Consider the following 23,663-nt stretch of genomic DNA (forward strand, 5'->3'; position numbering starts at 1 on the left):
TTCGGGGCCCCCCGCCGGCCGGGGCGGGCTCCCCCCGTGTGACCGCACCGCGGGGGGGGCCCCCCCCCCGCGGGGGGGGGGGGGGGGCCCCCCCCCCCCCCGCCCCTTCCCCCTCGGAGAGGAACTCCCCCACATGTCATGGTCCTTGAGCAGACGCCCCGAGCGGCGCCCCGGCGCCCACCGGGGCCTGCCCCTGCTCACCGCCGCCCTGCTCACGGTCGGCTTCGCGACGGCCCAGACGGCCGTCGCCGCCCCACCGCCGGCCCCCGCCGCGTCCGGCGCCTCCGGCGCGTCCGGCAACTGGGTCACCTGGGACGGCAGCAAGCTGTCGTACGCCTCGGACGCCCAGGGCAACCGCGTCCCGGACTACTCCTTCGCGGGCTACGCCGGCGGCGGCGTGCCGCTGCCGCAGGTCGCCACCAAGGTCACCGTGCCGCCACCGAGCGGCGGGGACGACACGGCGGCCGTCCAGAGCGCGATCGACCAGGCCGGCGCCCTCCCGCTGGACGCCGACGGCTTCCGCGGAGCCGTCCAACTCTCGGCCGGTCAGTACCAGTTGGCGGGAACTCTGAGCATGGGTGTGAGCGGGGTGGTGCTGCGCGGCGCCACCGCCGACTCGGCCGACACCAGCCTGGTCGCGACCGGCGCGACCTCCCGCACGCTGATCCAGCTGGGCAGCACCAGCGCCAACTACACCGTGGTCGGCAGCGCCCAGAACGTCACCGACTCCTACGTCCCGGTCGGCGGCACCGTCCTCACCCTCGCCGACGCCGGCGGCTTCGCGGTCGGCGACCAGGTGGTGGTGGAGCGCCCGACCACCCAGGCCTGGATCGACGCGATGGGGATGACCTCCTACTGGAGCCCCAACTGGAGCCTGCGCAGCGAGCGGACCGTCAAGGCCGTCAACGGCAACCGGATCACCATCGACGCCCCGCTGACCACCGCACTGGAGTCCCAGTACACCCAGGCGACCGTCTACCACTACACCTACCCGCGGATCAACCACGTCGGCATCGAGAACCTCAGCGCCGACGGCCAGGCGATGACCGCCGACCCCGACTACGCGACGGACTTCTACAACTCCAGCCTCTCCGAGGTGAACGCGGTCGAGGACGGCTGGATCACCAACGTCTTCACCCACCACTTCGGCCAGAACGGCGTCACCGGCCTCAACTCCCAGAGCCGGCGGATCTCCGTGGTGCACACCGGCGCGCTGGACATGGTGGTCAACACCGCCACCTCGGCCCGCTCCGACGGCTACACCCTCCAGGGCCAGGAGAACCTGATCCAGGACTGCCGGTTGAGCGGCACCAAGGTGCACGCCTTCGAGACCGAGGCCCGGCAGTCCGGGCCGAACGTGTACTCCGACTGCACCGCCACCTCGACCCAGACCTCCTTCGACTCCGGCGGCCACCAGCGCTGGGGCGGCGGCACCCTGTACGACGACGTGAGCATCGCGGGCGGCTCGCTCAACATGCTCAACTACGGCAGCCAGGGCACCGGCCACGGCTGGGGCGACGGCAACAGCACCGCGTGGAACTGCAACGTCGGCAGCTACACCATCATGAGCCCGCCGACCGCGCACAACTGGGCGATCGGCTGCACCGGCACGCTGGGCAGCGGCAGCACCGGTGAGATCCAGAACCCGGGCGCCAACGTGCTGCCGCAGAGCCTCTACAACGAGCAGCTCGCCGAACGCCTCGGCTCCACCACCCCGCCGCCCGCCGACGCGGGCCAGCAGCTGCTGGGCGTCCAGGTGTCCGCGCCGACGCTGGTGTTCATCAACCGCACCACCGGCGAGACCGTCCGCCGGCCGCTCTCCTGACGTCCACCGCGACGCCGTCGGCGGGCGGGCCACCTCACCGGCCGACGGCGTAGCCCTGCATCCCGCGCGGATTGGCGCCCGCCGACAGCACACCCGTCTCGGGATCGCGGGCGACCGCGCACAGCCGCCCCTCCGACCAGGGCCCGCCGACGGTGACCTGGTGCCCGCGCCGGCGCAGCCGCTCGACGGTCCCCGGGTCGAAGTGGGACTCCACGAACAGGCTGCCGGGCCGGCTGCGGCGGGGGTGGAAGGAGCTGGGGAAGCCCTCGGTGTGCCAGTTGGGCGCGTCGATGGCGCCCTGGAGGTCCAGCCCGCCGCGCACGGGCGGGCGCAGCGCGGCGGCGAGGAAGAAGTGCAGGCTCCACTGGTCCTGCTGGTCGCCGCCGGGGGTGCCGAAGGCCAGCACCGGTCGGTCGCCGCGCAGGGCGAGCGAGGGCGACAGGGTGGTGCGCGGTCGGCGGCCGGGGGTGAGGGTGCTCGGCAGGCCCCGGGTGAGCGTGGCCATCTGCAACCGGGTGCCGAGCGGGAAGCCGAGGCCGGGGACGACCGGGTTGGACTGCAGCCAGCCGCCGCTCGGGGTGGCCGAGACCAGGTTGCCCCAGCGGTCCACCACGTCCAGGTGGCAGGTGTCGCCCCGGGTGGCGCCGTCGCTCCCGACGGTCGGCTCACCGGCGCCGGGAGCGTCCGCCAGGTCCTCCCCGTGCAGCACGTACTCCGCGAGGCGGGGTTCCCGCCCGTCCGGGCTGCCGGGCCGCAGTTCGTGGGACGCCTGATCACCGATCAGGCCGCGCCGGGCGTCGTTGTACGACGGCGACAGCAGCGCCCCGATCGGCACCTCGGCCGCGTCGCCGTACCAGGCCTCGCGGTCGGCCATCGCGAGCTTGGTGCCCTCGACCAGGGTGTGCACGTACTCGGCCTCGTCGAGCGACCCCAAGTCCTGCGACAGCAGGGCGAGTTGCTGGAGGAACACCGGCCCCTGGCTCCACGCCCCCGGCTTGGCGACCGTCCACCCGTTCCAGCTGTACGTCACCGGACCCTCGTAGTGCGCACTGTACCCCGCCAGGTCGTCCCCGGTCAGGGTCCCCGCGTGGCGCTCGCCCGAGCTGTCCATCGCGGGCCGGGCGGCGAAGGCGGCGAGCGCCTCGGCGATGAAGCCCTCCCGCCAGATCCGCCGGGCGGCGTCGATCTGCGCCTCGCGCCCGCTCCCGGCGGCCTCCGCCTCGCGGAGCAGCCGCCGCCAGGTCGCGGCGAGCGCCGGGTTGGTCAGCAGCGCGCCGGGCTGCGGCGCCCGCCCACCGGGCAGGTAGAGCTCCGCCGAGCTGGTCCACTCCTTCTCGAACAGCTCCCGCACCGTCTCGACGGTGGACCCGACCTGCTCGACCGCCGGGTGTCCGTACTCGGCGTAGCCGATGGCGAAGCGCAGTACGTCGGCGAGCCGCCGGGTGCCGTGGTCACGCAGCAGCAGGAGCCAGGCGTCGAAGGCCCCTGGTACGGCGGCGGCCAGCGGTCCCGTCCCGGGGACGAGCGAGAGCCCGAGCGCGCGGTAGTGCCCGACGCTCGCCCCGGCCGGGGCCGGGCCCTGCCCGCAGAGCACCCGCACCGGCCCGCCCGCCGGCGCCAGGATGATCGGCACCTCCCCCGCGGGCCCGTTCAGGTGCGGCTCGACCACCTGGAGGGTGAACCCGGCGGCCACCGCCGCGTCGAAGGCGTTCCCGCCGGCCTCCAGCACCGCCATCCCGGCCGCCGACGCCAACCAGTGCGTCGACGACACCATCCCGAAGGTCCCCTGCAACGTCGGTCGGGTCGTGAACATCGCCATCCCCTCCATGCCCTCCGTGCCCGTACGGCCGGAACGAATCCTGACCATTGGAACGAATCCTCACCGCCCTCGCCCGACTTGTCACCACCGCCCCGCCCGGCGCCTCACCCGGTGAGCGTCTGGGTCCCCAGCACGGTGAGCAGGGTGAGCCGCTCGGCGGCCTCGGTGCCGGGCTCCGCCGTGTAGACCATGATCCGCAGGTCGCTGCCCGCCACGGTGAGCACGTCGCAGTCCAGCGTCAGCGGGCCGACCCGAGGATGGTCGATGATCTTGCGCGCGGCCTCGTGCCGCCCGACCGTCCCGGAGTCCCACAGCTCGGCGAACCGCCGGCTGCCCGCGTACAGCTCCCCGACCAGCCGCCGCAGGCGCGGGTCGGCCGGGTACCGGTCGGCGGCCGCACGCAGGTCGGCGACCAGGGCGGCCTCGAAGGCGCGCCGGGACTCCGGCGTGTGCCGGGCCCGGCTGCCGGGACCGAGGAAGTGCCGCCACACACCGTTGCGTTCGGTGCCCCGCCACCCGCTCGGATCGCCCATCAGCGCCGCGTACGGCGGGTTGGCGGTCAGCAGGGTCCAGGTGGCGTCGTAGACCGCCACCGGTGTCCCGGCCAGCCGGTCCAGCAGCCGCTGGACGCTCGGGCCGAGGTGGGTGGGCACCGTCTCCGGGCCCGGCGGCGCCAGTCCGGCCAGCCGGAACAGGCGGTCACGCTCGTCGTCCGACAGCCGTAGCGCCCGGGACAGGGCACCGACCACCTGGGCCGAGGGGTTGGCGGCGCGCCCCTGTTCGAGCCGGGTGACGTAGTCGGCGGAGATGCCCGCCAGCAGCGCCAGCTCCTCCCGGCGCAGCCCCGCGGCCCGCCGGTGCCCCCCGCTCGGCAGCCCGGCGGCCTCCGGTGCGCACCGGTCCCGCCAGCGCCGCACCGCCCGTCCGAACTCCGCGTCCGCCATTCCTGCCATGCCCGCCAGTCTGCCCTCCGTGCGGGCCGGTCTGCCTGGTACCGCTGGTCCCAGGAACATGGGACGGCTGGCTGCCCGCGCCGCCCCGGCGAATGCTGGGGGCATGACGACAACACTGATCACCGGAGCCAACAAGGGCCTGGGCTTCGAGACCGCCCGCCGGCTCCTCGCCGCCGGCCACACCGTCTACCTCGGCTGCCGGGACGCCGAGCGCGGCCGCCGGGCCGCCGAGGAGCTCGGCGCCCGGATGGTCCTGCTCGACGTCACCGACGACGCCTCGGTGGCCGCGGCGGCCCGGGCGGTCGAGGCCGACGGCGGGCTGGACGTCCTGGTCAACAACGCCGGCATCGAGGCCCGGGGCGACGGCAACGCGGTGGTCGGCCCCGCCGAGGTGACCGGGGAGCTGATGCGGCGGGTCTTCGACACCAACGTCTTCGGCCCGGTCCGCGTGCTGCACGCCTTCCTCCCCCTGCTGCTGCGCTCCCCGGCCCCGGTCGTGGTCAACGTCAGCAGCGGCTTGGCCTCGCTGACCCGGGTCAGTGAGCCCGGCACCCCGACCCACGCCTACCCGGGGGTCGCCTACCCGGCCTCGAAGACCGCGGTCAACATGATCACCGTGCAGTACGCCAAGGCCTTCCCGACCTTGCGGATCAACGCCGTGGAGCCCGGGTTCACCGCGACCGACCTGAACGGCAACACCGGCGTCCAGTCCGTGGCCCAGGGCGCCGAGATCATCGTCCGGATGGCCCAGCTGGGCCCGGACGGTCCCACCGGCGGCTACTTCGACATCCACGGCCGCCTCCCCTGGTAGGGCCGGTCCGGGCCCGGCCCGCTACTCCTCGGTGTCGGGCAGCCGGTCCTGGCCGACCAGGCGGTGGCCGCGTTCCGCCGACTCCCGGACGGCGGCGAAGCCGTAGCCGCGCATCTCGTCCTCGTAGGCGCGCAGTGCGGCGGTGAGCGGGCGGCCCCCGGCGGCCTCGGCCAGGCGGGCGGTGAGCACCCTGGCGTCGCGCAGGGCGGTGTTGGCGCCGACGCCGAGGGTCGGGCTCATGGTGTGGACGGCGTCGCCGAGCAGGGTGACCGGGCCGGTCGGCCAGGCGGGGACGGGGACGCTGCTGCGGACCGTGACCGGGAAGACCGAGGCCGGGTCCTGGCGGGCGACCAGCTCGGCGAGGGCCGGGTGCCAGCCGTCCAGCAGGGAGAGCGTCAGCGCCTGCCGGCCGGCCCCGTCCAGTCCGAACAACTGCTCGTCGGTGCACGGCAGTTGATCCCGGCGGGCACCGAACACGCAGGCCAGGTAGGCGGTGTCCGGGCTGAGCGGGATCCCGGGGTCCAGCCGGGCGGCCGCCTCCTGCTGGGGTTCGCGGTAGCGCACCGGGGCGAGCCCGAGGAAGCGGCGCTGTGGGCCGAGGACGGTGGTCCACAGGCCCAGCAGTTCCGCCGGGAGCAGCTGTTCGGCGTCGGCCAGCGGCACCTTGCCGTACAGCAGCCGCAGTCCGGCGTCGACCACCCGGGCCCCGGGCAGGTGCTGCCGCCGGGTCACGGAGTTGACCCCGTCGGCGCCGACCAGGACGTCCCCCTCGGCGCTGCCACCGTCCGCGAAGTACGCGGTGACCGAACGGCCGCTCTCGTAGCGGGTGAGGGCGCTGCCGTAGTGCACGGCCCCGTCCAGCCCGGCGAGCAGGATCTGCCGCAGCGTCCGGCGGTTGACCGCGAGGTGCCCGCCGCCGGGCAGGTCGGCGGCGGGCGGCTGCTCCTGGGCGTGCAGCAGGCCGAGCCGGTGGTCGTAGGCGGCCGTCCGACCGCCGGGGGTGCCGGCGGTGGCGGCGAACAGCTCGAACGCCGGGGGTGTCAGGACCGCCCTGAGCGCGGTGATGCCGTCGGAGTCGATCCGGATGCGGTAGCCCTGGTCGCGGAACTCGGGGCCCGGGTCCTTCTCGTGGACGGAGAATCCGATCCCCGCCCGGCGGAGCCCTTGCGCGAGGGCCAGGCCGCCCAGGCCGCCCCCGGCGATGATGACATGAAGATCCGACACAGCCGTGTCCCTTCTCGATCGTGAAGACGAGGAAGGGACGCACCGGTTGTGCCGCGACGGGCACTGTACGAGCGGCGGACCGCCGTCCGGACTACCTACCGGACCGTGGCTTTCGTACGTCCACCGGCACCGTAGCACAACCCCCGTACTGTGGAGGCCCGTTGCGCCGCCACCGCCTCCGGGGCCGGAGTCTTACCGAAGCGTGACACGACGCCCGGAGCGGCCGTCCGGGCCGGGGTCGGGCGGTAACGTCGCCGGTCATGAGGATTCTGGTCACCGGCGGCGCCGGGTTCATCGGTTCGGAAGTCGTACGGACGCTGGTGGCCGCGGGCCACCGGGTGCGGGTGCTGGACGCACTGCTGCCCGCCGTCCACCCGTCCGGGGTGATGCCCGGGCTGCCGGCCGGGGTGGCGGCGCAGCGGGGCGACGTGCGGGACGCGGCGGCGGTCGAACGGGCGCTCGCGGGGGTGGACGCGGTCTGCCACCAGGCGGCGATGGTCGGCCTGGGACTGGACCTCGACGACGCGCCGGACTACGCGGGCTGCAACGACTTCGGCACAGCCGTGCTGCTCGCCGCGATGGCGCGCGCGGGCGTGCGGGACCTGGTGCTCGCCGGGTCGATGGTGGTGTACGGCGAGGGCCGCTACCGCTGCCCGCTGCACGGCGAGGTCTCGCCCGGGCCGCGGCGCCCGGAGGACCTGGCGGCCGGGCGGTTCGAGCCGCCGTGCCCCCGCTGCGGGGCGGAGCTGGCACCCGGGCTGGTCGCGGAGGACACCGCGGCCGACCCGCGCAACGTGTACGCGGCCACCAAGCTGGCCCAGGAGCACCTGGCCTCCGCCTGGGCCCGGGCCTGCGGGGGCCGGGTGCTGACGCTGCGCTACCACAACGTCTACGGGCCGGGCATGCCGCGCGACACCCCGTACGCCGGGGTCGCCTCGCTGTTCCGTTCGGCGCTGGCCCGGGGCGAGGCGCCCCGGGTGTTCGAGGACGGCGGCCAGCGCCGGGACTTCGTCCACGTCCGGGACGTGGCGGCGGCCAACCTCGCCGCGCTCGGCGTGCTCGGCGGCCGGCTCCCGGGCAGCGTCCGGGCGTACAACGTGGGCAGCGGCGAGGTCCGCACCATCGGCGAGCTGGCCGCCGCGCTCGCCGCCGCCCACGGCGGGCCGGCGCCGGTGGTGACCGGGGAGTACCGGCTCGGCGACGTCCGGCACATCACCGCGGACTCCGCCCGGCTGCGCGCGGAGCTCGGCTGGCGGCCCCGGGTGGCCTTCGCCGACGGGATGGCGGAGTTCGCGGCGGCGGCGCCCCAGCCGGTCTGAGCCGCGGAATCCGGGCAGGCCCCGGCGGCCGTCGCACCCCGGCGACGGCCGCAAGGCGCGGGCGACGGCCGTCAGGCGCGGGCGGCGGCCGTCAGGCGCGGGCGGCGGGCAGCACGATCTCGAAGCAGCAGCCCCCGGCGATGTTGCGCACCCGGGCCTGCCCGGCATGGGCCTCGACGATGCCCCGGACGATGGCGAGCCCCAGACCGGCCCCGCCCCCGCCCCGCTCCCGGGCCCCGCCCGGGTCCGCCGGGCGAGGGGTGCGGGCGCTGCTGCCGCGCCACCCGGTCTCGAACACCCGGGGCAGGTCCTGCTCCGGGATGCCGCCGCAGCCGTCGGCGACCGAGAGCACCACGGCGTCCGCCTCCCGGCGGGCGGAGACGGCCACCACGCCGTCCTCCGGGGTCGAGCGGATCGCGTTGACCAGCAGATTGCCGAGCACCCGGGTGATCTCCCCGGCGTCCACCTCGACCGGCTCGGCGGCGACCTGCCGCCCCTCCAGCCGGACGCCGCGCCGGCGGGCCAGCGGGTGGGCCCCGGCGAGCGCGTCGTCGACCAGGTCGTAGACGGACACCCGCGACAGCGACAGCGAGAGCGCGCCCGCCTGGATCCGGGACAGCTCGAACAGGTCGTCCACCATCCCGGTGAGCCGCTCGACCTCGGTCCGCATCCGGTGCAGGTACTGCTCCGGGTGTTCGGCCACGCCGTCCTCCAGCGCCTCCGCCATCGCCCGCAGGCCCGCCAGCGGGGTGCGCAGGTCGTGCGAGATCCAGGCGATCAGCTCCCGCCGGGAGGTGTCCAGCGCCTGGGCGCGGGCCCGGGACTCGGCCAACCGGGCGCTGGTGGCGGCGAGTTCGGCGCTGAGCTGGGCCAGCTCCAGGCCGAGCGGATGCTCCGGTGCGGAGAACCCGGTGTCGCTGCCGACGGTCCGAGCGGCCTCGGTCAGCGCCCTGCTGCCGGACACCACCTGGCGGCCGAGCAGGGCGGCGATGGCGAGCGAGACCACCGACGCCATGCCGAGCACGGTGATCACCACCCCGAGGTCGTGCCGGGACAGGAACATCGCCTGGGCGACGACGAAGGTCCCGGAGGTGACCGCGAGCACGGTGACGGCGGCGACGCAGAACAGCGAGAGCGCGAGCGAGCGCCGCCGCACCAGCCGGACGGCCGCCCAGCCGAGCAGACCGGCCCCGCCCGCGCCGAGCGCGGCGTACAGGGCGATCAGCAGCAGGTCCTTCACGCCGCCCCACCCTCCTCGACCACGGGGTCCGCCGCCGGGTCGAGCCGGTAGCCGACACCCCAGACGGTGGTGATCAGCACCGGCGCGGCCGGGTCGTGCTCGACCTTCTCGCGCAGCCGCCGGATGTGGACGGTGACGGTGGACAGGTCACCGAAGTCCCAGCCCCAGACCCGTTCCATCAGCTCCTGCCGGGAGAACACCGTCCGCGGCTGCCGCAGCAGGAACGCCAGCAGGTCGAACTCCCTTATCGTCAGCGACAGTTGGCGCCCGGCACGGTGAACGGTCCGGGCCTGCGGGTCGAACGTGATATCGCCGCAGACCACCGGCCCGCCGGACACCCGGGCGGCCCCGGCCCCGGCCCCGCCCCCGGACTCGGAGCCGGACCCGGTCGCCCGGGAGCGGCGCAGCACCGACTGCACCCGCAGCACCAGCTCCCGGGGGCTGAACGGCTTGGTGACGTAGTCGTCCGCGCCCAGCTCCAGGCCGAGGATGCGGTCGCTCTCGTCACCCTTGGCGGTCAGCAGCACCACCGGCAGGTCGGCGCCGTCCTCGTCGGAGCGCAGCCGGCGCAGCACCTCCAGGCCGTCGATCCCGGGCAGCATCAGGTCCAGGACCAGCAGGTCCGGGCGCCGGGTGCGGGCCAGCGTCAGGCCCTGCGGACCGTCGGTGGCCAGCTCGACGCGGTGACCGGCCCGGGTGAGGTAGCCGGCCACCACCTCGGACACGGTGGGGTCGTCGTCGACCACCAGGATGCGGCCGGGCGACGGCGGTCCGGCGGCGGTGCTGCGGCTGTCGTTCACCTCGCCGAGGATACGGGCCGCCCACCGCGGCCGGACGGCCCTGCGGCGGCGACGTTCGCGTTCCGTAAGATCCCTGCGAGCTCCGGTCGGCGATCCCCCGAACGGGCCCCGCCGGACAGGCGTAGCACTTCCGTAAGGGCGCGGTTCGGCTCCGCCGGGACCACCCGCGGTTAGCGTGACCGGCGTGACTCCTCCCCTCCTCCCCTCCCCGGTCGTCGACGTGGTGCTGCCCTGTCTCGACGAGGCCGCGGCCCTGCCCTGGGTGCTCGACCGGATCCCGCCCGGCTGGCGGGCGATCGTCGTGGACAACGGCTCCCGGGACGGCTCGGCCGACCTCGCCCGCTCGCTCGGCGCGACCGTGGTCGAGGAGCCCCGGCGCGGCTTCGGCGCCGCCTGCCACGCCGGGCTGCGCGCCGCCACCGCCGACCTGGTCTGCTTCCTGGACTGCGACGGCTCGCTCGACCCCGCCCAACTCCCCCGGGTGGCCGACCCGGTGCTGGCCGGCACGGCCGACCTGGTGCTCGGCCGTCGCCGCCCGGCCACCGCCGGGGCCTGGCCGCCGCACGCCCGGCTCGCCAACGCCGTGCTGGCCCGCCGGCTGCGCTCGCGCACCGGCGCCCCGCTGCACGACCTCGGCCCGATGCGGGCCGCCCGCCGGGACCGGCTGCTGGCGCTCGGTCTGGGCGACCGCCGCTCCGGGTACCCGCTGGAGATGGTGCTCGCCGCCTCGGCCGCCGGGCTGCGGATCGCCGAGACCCCGGTCGACTACCTGCCGCGCGCGGGCCGTTCCAAGGTCACCGGCACGGTGCGCGGCACCCGCCAGGCGGTGCGCGACATGCGGACGGTGCTGGCCGCGCCGCCGCCCACCCTGCTGGTGATCGCCAAGTCCCCCGTCCCCGGCCGGGTGAAGACCCGGCTCACCCCGCTGCTCTCCCCCGCCCAGGCCGCGGACCTCGCCGAGGCCGCGCTCGCCGACACCCTGCACACCCTGGCCACGATGCCGGCCGGCCGCCGCCTGCTGGTCCTGGACGGCGCGCCGGGCCGCTGGCTGCCGCCGGGCTGGGAGGTCGTCCCGCAGTGCGGCGGCGGCCTGGACCGGCGACTGGCCGACGCCTTCGCCCACGCCGCCCGGCTGGCCCCCGCGGCGCCCGCACTGCTGGTCGGCATGGACACCCCGCAGCTGGACGCCGCCACCCTGGCCGAGCCGCTGTCCGCCGCCCGGCGGCCGGGCACCGACGCCTGGTACGGCCCGGCGGCCGACGGCGGTTTCTGGGCGCTGGGCCTGGCCCGGCCGACCCCGCAGCTGGCCGCCCGGCTGCTGCACGACGTGCCGATGTCCACCCCGGACACCGGCGCGGCCCTCCTGCGACGGCTGGCGGAGGCCGGACTCGACGTCCACCGGCTGCCGGAGCTGCGGGACGTGGACACCGTCGACGACGCCCGTAAGGTCGCCGCCGAGGCCCCCGGCAGCCGCTTCGCCGCGCGGCTCCGCTCGCTCGACAGCGCTCCCGAGGTGGCCAGTTGACGGTCGCCGCGCCCTGGGTGGACGACCCCTTCGCCGAAGCCGTCCGGACCGGCCGCGGCCCGCTGTGGCTGCGCCGCGAGGACGGCCGGCGGCTGCACCTGGACATCGAACGCTGGTGCGCGCCCGCCGACGGCGCCGACCACAGCCTGCTGCTGCGCTGTGCCGGCCTGGCCGCCCCCGTCCTCGACCTCGGCTGCGGCCCCGGCCGCCTGGTGGCCGCACTGCTCGCCCTCGGCGTGCCGGCCCTCGGCGTGGACGTCACCGGCGCCGCGGTGGACCGCACGCTCGGCCTCGGCGGCCCGGCGCTCTGCCGCTCGGTCTTCGACCGCCTGCCCGCCGAGGGCCGCTGGGGCGCCGCACTGCTCGCCGACGGCAACCTCGGCATCGGCGGCGACCCGGACGCGCTGCTCCGCCGGGCCCGCCAACTCATCGCCCCGGACGGGCTGTTGCTGGTCGAGGTGGACCCGGAGGAGGTGGACGAGCGCACCGTCGTCCGGGTGGAGGGGCCGGACGGCCGGCTCGGCCCGGCCTTCCCCTGGGCCCGCCTCGGCGTGCTCGCCACCCTGCGGCGGGCCGGCGCGGCGGGCCTGGTGGAGGCGGAGCGCTGGACCTCGTACGGGCGGCGCTTCCTCGCGCTGCGCCAGGGGTGAGGGCTACCGCGCCTGATCCACCGGCTGCGGCTCCTCGGCCTCGTCCGCCAGCCACCCGGGGTGTTCGCGCGCCGCCCAGCTCCGCTCGACCAGGCCGGTGCGCATGCCGAGCCGCGACTCGCGGTCCCGCCAGGCCATCCGGACGTGCCCGGCGACCACGACTGCGATGGCCGCGGCCAGCCAGTCGTGGACGAAGGTCGCGCCGGTGCGCCAGGCCGGCGGGGTCAGGTGGGTCAGCCACATCAGCAGCCCGGTGCCGACGATCACCAGGATCGAGCCCAACGTCCATTGGGCGTAGAGCTTCTGGCCCGCGTTGAACTTGCCGGCCGGGCGGTGCGCGGCCCGGGTGCGGACGGCCCGCAGCCACTGCCAGTCCGCCGGGGTGAACCGGCTCAGCCGGGAGAGGTCCGCGCGCACCGCCCGGGAGACCAGCCCGAGCAGCACCGGCACCGGCAGCGCCAGCCCGCACCACACGTGGACGGTGACCACCAGCGGCCGGTTGCCGACCAGTTGGGCGAGCGGCGCGAGGTAGAGGCAGGCCGCCGTGGCCAGGCAGACGCCCATCAGCGCGGCGGTGGTGCGGTGCATCCAGCGCTCGGTTCGGGTGAACCGCCGGACCAGGTCAGCTCGTCGGTGCATCGGCCCGCCCGTTCGAACGGCCGACCCAGGCGTCGACGTCATACCCGTTGTCCTCCCAGTACCCCGGCTGGACCGCGTCGGTGACGGTGATGCCGGAGAGCCACTTCGCCGACTTGTAGAAGTACATCGGCGCGACGTACAGCCGCACCGGTCCGCCGTGCTCGTGGCTGATCGGCTTGTCCTGGAGGCGCAGCGCGACCAGCACGTCGTCGCGCCGCGCCTGCTCCAGGGTGAGGCTCTCGCTGTACGCGCCGTCGAAGCAGTCGAAGCGCACCGCCTTGGCGCCCGGCCGCACCCCGGCGGCGTCGAGCAGGTGGGCCAGCGGCACGCCCTCGAAGGGGGTGTCCGGCACCCGCCAGCCGGTGACGCACTGCACGTCCTTGACCAGCCGCCGCTGCGGCATGGCCTGGAGGTCGGCCAGCCGGTGGGTCGCGGGACGGTCCACCAGGCCGCCGACGGTGAGGGTGTAGTCGTCGGCGTTCCGCTCCGGGACGGAGGTCACCACCGAGTAGAACCGGAACCCGTTGTTGCCGGGCAGCAGGCCGCTGAGGCCGCTCGGGTCCCGCTGGGCCAGGTTGGACTCGACCCGCTGCAGGTAGGGGCCGGCAGCCACGCCCGCCGCGCCCAGTCCGAGCAGCCCCAGCACGACCCGGCGGCCCACCGGGGTGCCCCCCGGGGGTTCCACTTCTTTCGACACGCGTTTCGTCACGTGCCGATTCGAGCAGGTCGGACCGGGTCGGGGCCAGTGCCGGGGGCGTACCGTCAGGCTTTCGTCATCTCCGGCGACGCCTTCGGTGCCGCCGCCCCGCGCACCGGTTCGCCGCCGAGCAGCCCGCGCAGCGCCGACACCACCAGCACGACGGCCAGCGCCGCCCCGTACGCGGCCCGCTGGACCTCCTCCCCGCCCTCCAGGTACAGCACCTGCCCGGCCGCCGGGACGGCCAGCCACTCCCAGCGCCCGTCCAGCCCGACCAGCGCCACCACCAGCAGCCCGTACCAGGGGTAGCTGGGCGCCACCACCAGCAGTGCGCTGCCGGTCACCAGCAGCGCCCCCCGCCAGGGCCGGGCCGGGTCGCCGCGCCGCAGCACCCACAGCGCCACCGCCGCCAGCACCAGGGCCGCCGCCCACGGCGCCAGGCTGTCGGGCACCAGCGCCCGCAGCAGGCCGAAGCGTTCCAGGTGCCCCTGTTCGTACCCCTCCTCCTTCAGGTAGCCGGGCAGGAACCCGAGGACGCCGACGCCGGAGGCCGCGACGTACGGGAGGTACACCGCCGTGAAGGTGCCGAGCGCGGCGGCGAGCAGCAGCAGGTCGCGTCGGGTCGGGCGCCGGGCCAGCAGCCCGGAGACCGCCCCGGGCAGGGCGAGGGCCGGCAGCAGCTTGGTGGCGACCGCCGCACCGAGCAGGACGCCACCGGCACCGGCCCGACGGCGGGCCGCGCAGCCCAGCCCGGCCACCATCAGCAGCGCCCCGAGGGTGTCCACATGGGCGTCGTTGACGGCCCAGATCGTCACGCCCGGGAACCAGCCCCACAGCGCCGCCCGCCGTCGGCGCCCGCCGACGGCCAGCAGGACGCCGGTGGTGGCGACCGCCAGCAGGGCGCCGCCGACCTGCACGCCGCGCACTCCCCCGCCGAAGGGGTGCTCGGCCAGGAACCAGGCCTCCGCGACCGGCGGGTAGATGGTGTGCACATCGGACCGGTTGATCAGGATGCAGTCCCCGGCCGCCGTCCGGTGGTGGTCCCAGCCGGTGCAGTCGCCCCCGGCCGGGAACAGGCCCGGGTCGCGCAGCCGCCGCAGCGCCGGGTCGTCCGGGGTGTGGGCGTACGGGGAGATCCCGGCCGCCTGGACCCGCCCGTCCCAGACGTACCGGTAGGCGTCGTCGCTGGTGCGCGGGGGCGCCAGTAGCCCGACCCCGGCGACCAGCAGGCTACCGGCCAGCACCAGCGGGACCACCTGGCGGTCGGGCACCCGGCGGAGCAGCAGCAGCGCGAGCGCGAAGAGCACCGCGTCGAGGAGGTACCAGTCGTTCAGCCGGTCCCGGTCCCCGAGCGTGCCGCCGACGGTCACGGTCAGAGCGAGGCAGGTCGTGAGGGCGGCCAGGGCGAGGACGCAGGGCAGGGTTCGGGTAAGGGTGGGCCGGTCAGTCACCCGGGACACCCGGCAGGCCGGTCGTCAGGCCGTCCAGGGCGTGCGGGCAGGCGCACTCCCGCTCGACGGGCAGCGCCTCCAGCGCCTTGAACAGCACGGCGCGCAGCCGGTCGACGTTGCGGGCGAAGACCTCCAGCACCTCGGTGTGGGTCACCCCGTCGCCGTGCTCGACTCCGGCGTCGTGGTCGGTGACCAGCGCCAAGGAGCTGTAGCAGAGCCCGAGTTCGCGGGCGAGGACGGCCTCCGGGTGTCCGGTCATGCCGACCACGGACCAGCCGTTGGCGGTGAACCAGCGGGACTCGGCCCGGGTGGAGAAGCGCGGGCCCTCGATGACCACCAGCGTCCCGCCGTCCACCGGCTCCCAGGCCGCGCCGCGCGCCGCCGCCAGCAGCGCCTGCCGCCCGGCCGGGCAGTACGGGTCGGCCATCGCCACGTGCACCACCCCGGGGATGGTGCCGTCCGGCAGCGGCTGCCCGTCGTAGTAGGTCTGCACCCGGCCCGAGGTGCGGTCCACGAACTGGTCCGGCACCAGCAGCGTCCCGGGCCCGTACTCGGGCCGCAACCCACCCACCGCGCACGGCGCGAGCACCTGCCGCACGCCGAGGGAGTGCAGCGCCCACAGGTTGGCGCGGTAGTCGATGCGGTGCGGCGGCAGCTTGTGCCCGCGCCCGTGCCGGGGCAGGAAGGCCACCCGGCGGCCGGCCACCTCCCCCACGAAGACCGCGTCACTGGGCGGGCCGTAGGGGGTGCCGACCCGCACCTCCTCCACCTCGTCCAGCAAGGCGTACAGCCCGGAACCGCCGATCACACCCAGTTCGGCCCGGGAGTTTTCCTGACGCTTCATCATGTCCACCGTCTCTCATCTGGGGAACCGCCCGACCACTGTAGGAGCGGGCCGGCGGGGATCCGTCCAGGTGGCGCCTTACGAATCGCGAACGTCGCGCCCGCGCCGAGGTGGGCGGGCGCGCCGGATCCGGATCGCCAGGACGACGGCGGACAGGCCGAAGAGCACCCCGGTGATGGCGAGCCACCGCCCGAGGTAGACCCCTTCCGAGAGCCCGGTCGCCCCGGCGTACGGCACCGACAGATCGAGGATCAGCGGGAACCAGACGAGCAGCAGCAGGCCGGACAGGAACACCGGCACCCGTAGGTGGTTGATCCAGCCGACCCCCGCGGTCCGCGCGGGCGCCCGGCGGCGCAGCACCGACCGGGCCGAGAGGTCGGCGATCGAGTACAGCGGGAGCAGCACCAGGTCGTGGGCGACGGCCGCGCCGACGAACCAGATCGCCACCGCGAGCGGCCGGTCGACGACCAGCCGTTGGACGGCGTAGCCGGTGAGGGCGAGCGAGGCGAGCAGCGCGAGCAGGTGCAGCGGGCCCGCGCCGTACCAGCGGGAGATGCCCGTGTGTCGGTCCATCATCGGCTTCGGAAGGTCAGTCGGCGGACCCACTTGGTGTTGTTCACACCCGGGTTGGCGGGGACGATGATCCGGGCCGGGTAGCCGTGGTCCAGCGCGAGGTCGACCCCGTTGACGTGCAGGGCGAGCAGCGAGAGCGGGTCGCGGACCTGGTTGCCGCGCAGCACCACGGAGGAGTACGGGCCGGGCGGCTGCACCGAGTCCACCAGGACGTCCGCCGCGTCGGGCACCCCGGCCAGGGCGGCGAGGTCGGCGAGCCGCAGTCCGCTCCAGTGCTGGTCCTCGGTGGACCAGCCCTCCACGCAGGCGATCGGCAGCAGGGCCGGCCACTGCGGCATCGCGAGCAGCTGCTCCCGGGTGAACACCTGGACCGGCCCGGCGCCGTGCAGTTCCAGCCGCCAGTCCGGGCCGACCATGGCCGGCGAAACGCCCACGGACGCCGCCGTCTTGTTCACCTGGAAACTGTTCGGGCCGTTCAGGCCGTTCGGGCCGTTCGCCGGGGGGCGGTTGTGCGGTGCCAGCAGCGCGGTGCGGCGCAGCCGTCCGCCGATGCTCTGCCCCGCCGTGACCACCAGCAGGGCCAGCGACCCCGCGCCCACCAGGGCGAGCGCACCGCGCCGGGCGATCGTCGGCGCGGCCGGGGCCGTCGCCACCAGGCCGTCGGCGTCCGGCGGTTCGGGCTTCGTCCCGGCCACGCCGGTGCGCAGCTCCCGCCAGAGCGGGCGCGAGCGCAGGGCGCGGACCAGCCGGCCGAACTTCAGCCCGACATGGACGGCGAACGCGGCGATGAACACCCACGCCCCGTAGAAGTGCAGGGTGTAGAAGGACCCCGGGAAGACGTAGTACAGCTGGATGTTGAGGATCCCGGTCACGAACTCGAAGACGGCCCCGCCGACCAGCATCAGCAGCGACAGCCGCTCCAGCGCGTGGGCGGGGCTGCGCACCGGCGGCCACTCGAACAGCTTCGGGATGACCGACCACAGCTTGCCGAGCACCACCGGCACCAGCACGACGCCGAGCGTCACGTGCACGCCCTGGGTGAGCCGGTAGAGCCAGTACGGCCGGGTCGGCCAGTCGAACAGGTAGAAGCCGAACAGGCCCTTGTCCGGCGTCTGGTCGTTGAGCGGCCCGAGGTCGGGGTTGTAGGCGGCGTAGGACAGCGCCCCGGTGACGAACAGCACCGGGATCCCGACCAGCAGCACCAGCCCGAACACCGAGGTCAGCCACGGCCCCCGGATCGGGCTGCGCCAGAACCCGGCCCGGAACGGCCCCGGCGGCGCGGGCAGCCGCCCCAGCCCGCCCGCGACCGCGGCCGGCACCCGGCCGACCCTTCGGACGACCGAACGCAACCCGCCACGTTTCCGGGGCCGTTCACCCGCACGCTTCGCCGCCACCGCCGACCGCCTCCGTCCGCTCGGATCAACCCCTGCCGCACGCCGGGGGCTCTCCGCACCACCGCACCAGGCCAGTTGGCCGCGACTCGCGGGACAGCCAACCACCCGCCCCGAACCGCGCCCCCCGAAGCCACACGCGACCTCCCCCACATCACCCGGACGGCTGCGTCGCGGGCGTACTCCGGTGGTCGACTTACCCGTTCGGGTGAACATCGCTTCGCACACATCCTGCTCCCCGGTCCGGCGTCCGAGATTCGTGGTGGACCGACACCCCGCCAAGCGCCGAAGGGCCCCTCGTGGCATCGAGCAAACCGATGGATATCAAGTTCGAGCCGGGACACGCCGCCCTGCCGTACAAGAACAGGGTCGAGTCCGGCACGGAGGAAAATCCTGGCACCATGGATCCACGAGACCCGGACAATTTGAACAGGAAAGCAAAGCCCGATGCCAAGATCAAGGTCTCCCTGACAAGGCACCACCTTTTCCCCGGCAGCAGGGCGATTCGATACTGGAACTATGCGGTCGACCACTACTACAAGGACGACCGGGAGCCACCGCCGAAATCTGTTTCCGAGTTCCTCGGGGAATTGCGCAAGCAAACCGGCATCCTACCCCTGAAGGGCATCGAGAGCCAGCAGAAACTAACCGACTTCTTGGCCGAGCTCCAGAACAAGGAATTCCACCACGACAGCAACACGAAAGGGGAATGCGCCACCCAGCTGGAAGAGTTCGGTCAGATCTTCTTCTGGTGCCCGGGGAACTTGGTGATCGGCCCCAGCAAGGCGGGGCCGAAGAATCCGGCAGGGCGCGTGGACGACCCGGGCGAGGACCCGGAGGCGTTCTTGGTCGATGAACTGGAGGACCGCCGTGCCAGGAGCGCAGCCAGACGGCTCCTGGCACTCTCAGACCTCACAGCCCCAGGAGAGGGGGTAGATAAGGACAAGAACCCGACACTGGCGAATGACAAACTGCCTTACCTGCTGGAGTTCTATCAGACCTATCGCTACCTTTTCAGTCGCGCCAAATACCCCCAGGACGTGACGGATGCCGCCTGGAGCAGGATCCCCGAGAACTGGTACTACGTCACAAAACCTACCGGTCCGGACTACATTCCAAGCAATGCCGACTACACCCGGAGCACGGCCAAGAAACCCCTGCGGCAAGCACGCAGCCGGGATGCACGGTGCCCTCCGAAGGAGAAGCTGGAGAAAACACCCCGGACACGCGTGCTACGCGCGATCACCGTGCCGACATCGCCGGCGAGCTCCCTTTCGATCTCCGTCAAGGGATCCACCGTCACGCTGATCCTGGACAGCCCCTCCACCGACGGCACCACGTTCCGGCGCTACCGGGGCAGTGCCACGGGAATCAGCATGAGCGATCTCCTGAAGTGGGCCGAAGAGGAATGGCACGTCAAACCCGACATTCCACCGTTCATCCAGGGCCTGGCGCTCCACGACGCCTCCTTCGAAGTCGCAACGGACGACCCCTGGAAATCCTGGAAGATCGGCCTCGGCGTCACGCTGGACATCGCCGGGGTGAAGGCGGACGCCGTCGTGACCCTGGAGTGGGCCACCGGCGGCTCCGTAGCGGTGACGACGCACCTGGCCCTGCGGGACCACGCCGCCGCGGATTCCCCGATGCTCATCTTCTCCGGCGACCTCACCAGGAACAAGACGAACGACACCTGGGAGATGGGGGCTTCCCTGGTCACTGCGGAGCCGGTGGAACTGAGCACCCTCGCCCGCCGGTTGGGCATCCCGGATGGCGAGATCCCGGACATCGTGAACGAGATCGCGCCGGCGATCACCGAAGCCGACCTCCGGTACACCCGGGGCCCGAAGGAACAGGACCTCGCCGTCACCGTCAAGACGGAGCACGGGGTGCTCGCTCTGGCCACCCTGAGCTGATCACCCTCCGGGCCCGCAACGGGACGTGCGTCAACCCAACGCCGCCGTCGGCTCGTTCGAGCGAATCCGGCTCGAATCCCCCAGCTGATACGAATACGAACAAGTCTCACGTGGTCATGTGGGGACGACAGTTCCAGGACTCGGAAGGACAGAACCGGTGATCCTCGCGAAGGGCCCGTCCGATCATGCTTCTCCGCGAAGGGCCGGCCCGTGACTGATCTCGACCCCCTCCCCGTCAACCAGCCCCCATCGGATCCGACCGTCCGTGCGACACCGCTCTGCTTCTCCGTACAGGGCTGGAACAACGTCCCGCTCAACGCGGGCAGCCGGGACTCCGTCGAGCTGATCGTCGTCAACCACGGCAAGGAGCCCGTCCGGTGCGCCCGAATCGCCGTGACGGTGCCCATCGGTGAGGGTCAGGGCGACCTGTGTTCATCGGACAAGGACCTGCCGGACGCGGACAAGGTGGTGATTCCGCCCGGCTGGACGGCGGCTCCCCTGGTGAAGTCGGAGACCTATGCGTTCGAGTCCTCCGACGACACGACCATCGCACCGTACGGGACCACGACCGAAGCGGACCAGGTCGGCTTCCGCTTCCCGGAAGTGAAGCTCAACCGGACCCCCGGCAAGGCGGACCTCCAAGTCACCGCCTGGACAGCCGTCGGCACACAGGACGAGGTCGAACCACACTCCTCCGAGGTGACCCTGACCAAGCTTCCGCACGGGTTCTTCTTCGACTACCTGGCGCCCGCCGATCCGTCGGTCGCGCTGGGGCAGTCCACCAAGCTGCTGTGGTCGGCCGAGGGCGTACAGGGCTACTCCCTGGACTCCTACGACCATGACGCCGACAATCCCGGGAAGGACGACCGGGAACTGACCACCGGTCACCTTTCCGGGACCACCGGCTACACCCTGGAGGCCTTCGCCGGTGGCGGACTCTCCCACCGGCACCAGGCGATCGTCGAGGTCGTGGAACCGACCACCCCCCTCACCGACGTCACCGTCCGGGACGCCCTCGTCCTCGGCGCCGGGTACACCTCGGCGCTCGACCGGGAGTACCGGGCCAACCAGCAGCAAGGCCAACCACTGGACCTCGCCGAGCCGGCGGACGGCGACCGGTGGGCGGTCCTCGCGATCACCGAGACCGACGGCCTGGTCGCCGACCTGAAGCCCCCGGTCCTCGACGTCGTCATGACCGACATCCACGGGGGTGCCCCGGTCGTCGGCAGTCTCCTGCTGGACGGCACCGACTCCCCGCTCGGCCTGGAACTGCCCGCCGGGTCCCCCTTGCGCGTCCAGGCCCAGGACGGCTGGAAGACCTGGCAGGGCGGCACCCTCAACGCTCGACTCAAAGTCCTGATCAGTGAACCCCGGATCCTTCCCATCAGCCCGGTTCCGCCACCGCAGCCGTCACCGTGAGAGCCCCTGCCCGTACCGATCCGAACGGAGCCCGAGCCGTGCCCGGCACCGAGCTGTCCATCAGCGATTTCACCCCCGCCGATCCCCTGGTGGCGCACGGCTTCGGTACGGCGCTGACCTGGCGGATCACTTCGACCGCGCCCTTGAGGAGTCTTCACATCCTGTCGCGCGTGAGCCGACCCGGCCCCTCCGTCCCGATCGGCCTGCCGCTGAACGCCACGAGCTTCGGCACCCGCGGCCTGATGGAAGCCACCACCTTCCTGCTCACCGCCGAGACGACCGACGGCGCCACGGCCTCAGCGTCCCTGACGGTCCTGGTGGCCGCCCCCGACCGCGATTTCCGCCGCCTGACGGTCAAGCGGACGCTCTACGTCGAACCTCCCCCCGAGTGACCCGCCGGTACCCCGCGAAACGCCGCCGATCCCGAGGATTCCGCTGTGTCCGATGACCGATCCCTCTGCACCCTGACGACCTCTCCCCCGGAGTTCGTCTCGTCGACGACCGGGTTCCCGTCGATCGTGGACCTCCACCTGGTGTTCTCCGTACCCCGGTGGGATCCGTCCACCGAGATCACGGTGACGTTGCCCATCGGCAGCGCCCCGGGAGATCTCCTCCCCGACCAGGCCGCCGCCGACGCGATCAGCGTCATCGTCAGCGACAACAGGAACGAACGCGACGGCCGACCAGTGTGGCGGGTGACCCGCAAGGCTTCTCAGGGCCGGTACGCGATCACCTGCCGGCCCGATTCGGCTGTCGGCGCTTTCCTCCGGCTCTCCCTTTCCGGCGTGCGGATCAACCAGGCCCCGGGCGAGGTCAAGATCGATTTCTCGGCCTCCAGCGACGCCGGGCACGTCACGCCGGACCTCCCTCCGCTGGTGAAGTACCCGTCGGGGTTCTACTTCGGCGACCTCACCTGCCCCGACCCCGCCCTCAACGGCACCGCACGGCTGCACTGGCGAGCCCATGACGTCCACACCGCGGACGGGTTCGTTCTGGAGTGGAACGGCTCCACCCGCACGTTGGACAGCGACGCACGCTCCGTGGCCGTCACCGGGCTGGCGAACGAGACCACCTTCACCCTGACCGCGACGGAGCGGGAGTCACCGGACACACGGCACACGCTCACGGTCACGGTCCCCGTGCCCACGACCGACGAGACGCTCACCCAGCTCACCGTCGGCGGCACCATCACCTTCCCCGGCCAGAACGAGGTGAACAGCCGCACATACGTCCTGGAGGCGTCGGGGGCGGCGCTGGACTTCACCGCACCGGCTGACGGCTACTACACGATCGAGTTCACCACCGCCTACCGCGTCCTACGCCTACTGCCGATCCTCCGGGAGCCCGGTGTCACCGGCACCCACGACGTGAAGATCACCGTCACCCATGCCGGCCAGGCCACGACCTTCACCCGCCGTACCAGCGACGGCAGACTCGTGAAGGCACAGCCGTCCAGCTTCTTCGCCCCCGCCGGGGCCAAGCTCACGCTCGTCGCCGAACCGGACCGGGTGGAGCAGCTCTGGCGTTCGACGGCGACGGAACTGAAAGTCACCTGGCAGGGCCCGAACGGCAGGTCCGGGTGGCCCGAACAGCCCTCCGGCCTCCTCGACCACCTTCTCCCCATCGCCACGTTCCCCACCTTCGCCGCGGATCCGGGGCAGGTCACCGCCGTGCTGAGCGGCGAGGACAGGGTCGCCTGGAGCGGCCCCGACGGCACGTTGCAGAACGTTCAGGTCCCCGGTCTCCGGTACGTCCGCGTGCAGACCGACACCATGACCTGGACCGGGGAGGAATTCGCGACATCGGGCGTCTGGGTCAGCGGGGACGCGGGGACCTGGGACCTCCGCTCGGGAGTCCCCTCCGACCCCGCTGCCAGATCGGCCACCCTGTCCATGGGCACCGGGACGGACCGGTACCAGGACCCGAACCTGGAGAAGGGGCAGGGGCCTCAGTACACGCGCCAGTGGGAATGGGGCCTGCGGGTCGAGAACGGGAAGCTCCTCGCCTACCAGGACATGAAGGGGGCCGACCAACCCACCTCCTGGAGGTGCGAGCTGACACCCTTCAAGGACGCCGCCGTCCCGAAGCTCAAGGGCTGCACCCAGATGCCCGAACTCCCCACCGTCTGCTGGCAGGACGGCGGAGGAACCTACGCGGCGGGAGTGGACTGGAAGGGCACGACTCAATCCACAGCAGCACGGAGGATCGAGTTCTTCCATCACCTCCTGGGAGACCTCGTTCTCATCGGCGAGCAGGACGGCACGATCGGCATGGCGCAGGACACCCAGCCAGTGCCACTGCCCTGGAACTGGAAGACCTTCGGCATCGGGGTCCCGCTGACGAGCCTGGACTACCCCTCCGACTCGGATACCGGGGCGTGGTACATCACCCAGGACTCCGTCTACGACCTGAAGGGGAACACGGTCCGCTGGCCTGACCACACACTTTCCTACCTTTCCGACGACAGGGTCACGATCGACCGTGACGGCGTGCAGGGGCTCTCGGCCGAGCTGCACCGGAAGTCCCCGTGGTGAGGCGGGCGACGGCACGCGGCCTCCTCCCGTGCCCCG

20 protein-coding genes and 1 pseudogene are annotated in these 23,663 nt (G+C 73.5%); 10 read left to right on the forward strand and 11 right to left on the reverse strand.

The window, feature by feature from the left end; genetic code table 11:
* Window positions 1-133 precede the first annotated feature (133 nt).
* The gene (locus ABTZ03_RS28470; RefSeq protein WP_350515956.1) at window positions 134-1,825 is read left to right on the forward strand and encodes a peptidoglycan-binding protein; all 1,692 of its coding nucleotides are present in this window, start codon (window positions 134-136) and stop codon (window positions 1,823-1,825) included.
* A 34-nt stretch (window positions 1,826-1,859) separates the two neighbouring features.
* Here ABTZ03_RS28470 and ABTZ03_RS28475 read toward each other — a convergent pair whose 3' ends face one another.
* Both ABTZ03_RS28475 and ABTZ03_RS28480 read right to left on the reverse strand, forming a co-directional pair.
* Window positions 1,860-3,638, reverse strand: coding sequence for a gamma-glutamyltransferase family protein (locus ABTZ03_RS28475; protein ID WP_350515957.1), 1,779 nt, complete (start codon window positions 3,636-3,638; stop codon window positions 1,860-1,862).
* A gap of 110 nt (window positions 3,639-3,748) precedes the next feature.
* Window positions 3,749-4,588 (reverse strand): helix-turn-helix transcriptional regulator, encoded by an 840-nt coding sequence (locus ABTZ03_RS28480; protein ID WP_350515978.1) that lies wholly within the window; start codon window positions 4,586-4,588, stop codon window positions 3,749-3,751.
* Window positions 4,589-4,700: 112 nt separating this feature from the next.
* On the opposite strand from ABTZ03_RS28480, the gene ABTZ03_RS28485 reads away from it, so the two are divergent.
* Window positions 4,701-5,408, forward strand: a complete 708-nt coding sequence (locus ABTZ03_RS28485) for an SDR family NAD(P)-dependent oxidoreductase (protein WP_350515958.1) — start codon at window positions 4,701-4,703, stop codon at window positions 5,406-5,408.
* 21 nt (window positions 5,409-5,429) lie between these two features.
* On the opposite strand, the gene ABTZ03_RS28490 is transcribed toward ABTZ03_RS28485, so the two are convergent.
* Complete coding sequence (locus ABTZ03_RS28490; protein WP_350515959.1) at window positions 5,430-6,632, reverse strand: FAD-dependent oxidoreductase; 1,203 nt, start codon at window positions 6,630-6,632, stop codon at window positions 5,430-5,432.
* A 260-nt stretch (window positions 6,633-6,892) separates the two neighbouring features.
* On the opposite strand from ABTZ03_RS28490, the gene ABTZ03_RS28495 reads away from it, so the two are divergent.
* Window positions 6,893-7,951 carry an NAD-dependent epimerase/dehydratase family protein gene (locus ABTZ03_RS28495; RefSeq protein WP_350515960.1) on the forward strand — a complete coding sequence of 353 codons (1,059 nt, stop codon included), beginning with the start codon at window positions 6,893-6,895 and terminating at the stop codon, window positions 7,949-7,951.
* A gap of 91 nt (window positions 7,952-8,042) precedes the next feature.
* Here ABTZ03_RS28495 and ABTZ03_RS28500 read toward each other — a convergent pair whose 3' ends face one another.
* Window positions 8,043-9,191: a sensor histidine kinase gene (locus tag ABTZ03_RS28500; RefSeq protein WP_350515961.1), complete on the reverse strand. Its 1,149-nt coding sequence runs from the start codon at window positions 9,189-9,191 to the stop codon at window positions 8,043-8,045.
* Window positions 9,188-9,991, reverse strand: coding sequence for a response regulator transcription factor (locus ABTZ03_RS28505; RefSeq protein WP_350515962.1), 804 nt, complete (start codon window positions 9,989-9,991; stop codon window positions 9,188-9,190). Before ABTZ03_RS28505 ends, ABTZ03_RS28500 begins: the two co-directional genes overlap by 4 nt.
* A 184-nt stretch (window positions 9,992-10,175) precedes the next feature.
* Here ABTZ03_RS28505 and ABTZ03_RS28510 point away from each other — a divergent pair.
* The 3 genes and pseudogenes from ABTZ03_RS28510 to ABTZ03_RS28520 form a co-directional block, all read left to right on the forward strand.
* Window positions 10,176-10,889: pseudogene (locus tag ABTZ03_RS28510) on the forward strand (glycosyltransferase family 2 protein); the annotation flags it as partial.
* Between the two features lie 99 nt (window positions 10,890-10,988).
* Window positions 10,989-11,516, forward strand: a complete 528-nt coding sequence (locus ABTZ03_RS28515) for a TIGR04282 family arsenosugar biosynthesis glycosyltransferase (protein ID WP_350515979.1) — start codon at window positions 10,989-10,991, stop codon at window positions 11,514-11,516.
* On the forward strand, window positions 11,513-12,166 hold the full coding sequence (locus tag ABTZ03_RS28520; protein WP_350515963.1) for a methyltransferase domain-containing protein: 654 nt from the start codon (window positions 11,513-11,515) through the stop codon (window positions 12,164-12,166). The genes ABTZ03_RS28515 and ABTZ03_RS28520 overlap by 4 nt, the downstream gene beginning before the upstream one ends.
* A gap of 3 nt (window positions 12,167-12,169) precedes the next feature.
* Here the strand turns inward: ABTZ03_RS28520 and ABTZ03_RS28525 are convergent, their stop codons facing one another.
* The 6 genes from ABTZ03_RS28525 to ABTZ03_RS28550 form a co-directional block, all read right to left on the reverse strand.
* Window positions 12,170-12,805 carry a cytochrome b/b6 domain-containing protein gene (locus ABTZ03_RS28525; RefSeq protein WP_350515964.1) on the reverse strand — a complete coding sequence of 212 codons (636 nt, stop codon included), beginning with the start codon at window positions 12,803-12,805 and terminating at the stop codon, window positions 12,170-12,172.
* On the reverse strand, window positions 12,789-13,490 hold the full coding sequence (locus ABTZ03_RS28530) for a molybdopterin-dependent oxidoreductase (RefSeq protein ID WP_350515965.1): 702 nt from the start codon (window positions 13,488-13,490) through the stop codon (window positions 12,789-12,791). Before ABTZ03_RS28530 ends, ABTZ03_RS28525 begins: the two co-directional genes overlap by 17 nt.
* A 77-nt stretch (window positions 13,491-13,567) precedes the next feature.
* On the reverse strand, window positions 13,568-14,953 hold the full coding sequence (locus ABTZ03_RS28535) for an MptA/MptB family glycosyltransferase (RefSeq protein WP_350515966.1): 1,386 nt from the start codon (window positions 14,951-14,953) through the stop codon (window positions 13,568-13,570).
* The gene (locus ABTZ03_RS28540; RefSeq protein WP_502894610.1) at window positions 14,946-15,797 is read right to left on the reverse strand and encodes an S-methyl-5'-thioadenosine phosphorylase; all 852 of its coding nucleotides are present in this window, start codon (window positions 15,795-15,797) and stop codon (window positions 14,946-14,948) included. Before ABTZ03_RS28540 ends, ABTZ03_RS28535 begins: the two co-directional genes overlap by 8 nt.
* Before the next feature lie 78 nt (window positions 15,798-15,875).
* Window positions 15,876-16,370, reverse strand: coding sequence for a hypothetical protein (locus ABTZ03_RS28545; protein WP_350515968.1), 495 nt, complete (start codon window positions 16,368-16,370; stop codon window positions 15,876-15,878).
* A complete protein-coding gene (locus tag ABTZ03_RS28550; protein ID WP_502894613.1) occupies window positions 16,370-17,689 on the reverse strand; it encodes a molybdopterin-dependent oxidoreductase in 1,320 nt (439 codons plus the stop codon). The genes ABTZ03_RS28545 and ABTZ03_RS28550 overlap by 1 nt, the downstream gene beginning before the upstream one ends.
* 389 nt (window positions 17,690-18,078) lie before the next feature.
* On the opposite strand from ABTZ03_RS28550, the gene ABTZ03_RS28555 reads away from it, so the two are divergent.
* The 4 genes from ABTZ03_RS28555 (at window position 18,079) to ABTZ03_RS28570 (ending at window position 23,627) form a co-directional block, all read left to right on the forward strand.
* On the forward strand, window positions 18,079-19,674 hold the full coding sequence (locus ABTZ03_RS28555; protein WP_350515969.1) for a hypothetical protein: 1,596 nt from the start codon (window positions 18,079-18,081) through the stop codon (window positions 19,672-19,674).
* Window positions 19,675-19,884: 210 nt separating this feature from the next.
* Window positions 19,885-21,093 carry a hypothetical protein gene (locus ABTZ03_RS28560; protein WP_350515970.1) on the forward strand — a complete coding sequence of 403 codons (1,209 nt, stop codon included), beginning with the start codon at window positions 19,885-19,887 and terminating at the stop codon, window positions 21,091-21,093.
* Window positions 21,094-21,131: 38 nt separating this feature from the next.
* Window positions 21,132-21,485: a hypothetical protein gene (locus tag ABTZ03_RS28565; RefSeq protein ID WP_350515971.1), complete on the forward strand. Its 354-nt coding sequence runs from the start codon at window positions 21,132-21,134 to the stop codon at window positions 21,483-21,485.
* A 45-nt stretch (window positions 21,486-21,530) separates the two neighbouring features.
* A complete protein-coding gene (locus ABTZ03_RS28570; protein ID WP_350515972.1) occupies window positions 21,531-23,627 on the forward strand; it encodes a hypothetical protein in 2,097 nt (698 codons plus the stop codon).
* The last annotated feature ends 36 nt before the right edge of the window (window positions 23,628-23,663 follow it).

The sequence above is a fragment of the Kitasatospora sp. NPDC096077 genome (genome assembly GCF_040303245.1).
GTDB lineage: Bacteria > Actinomycetota > Actinomycetes > Streptomycetales > Streptomycetaceae > Kitasatospora.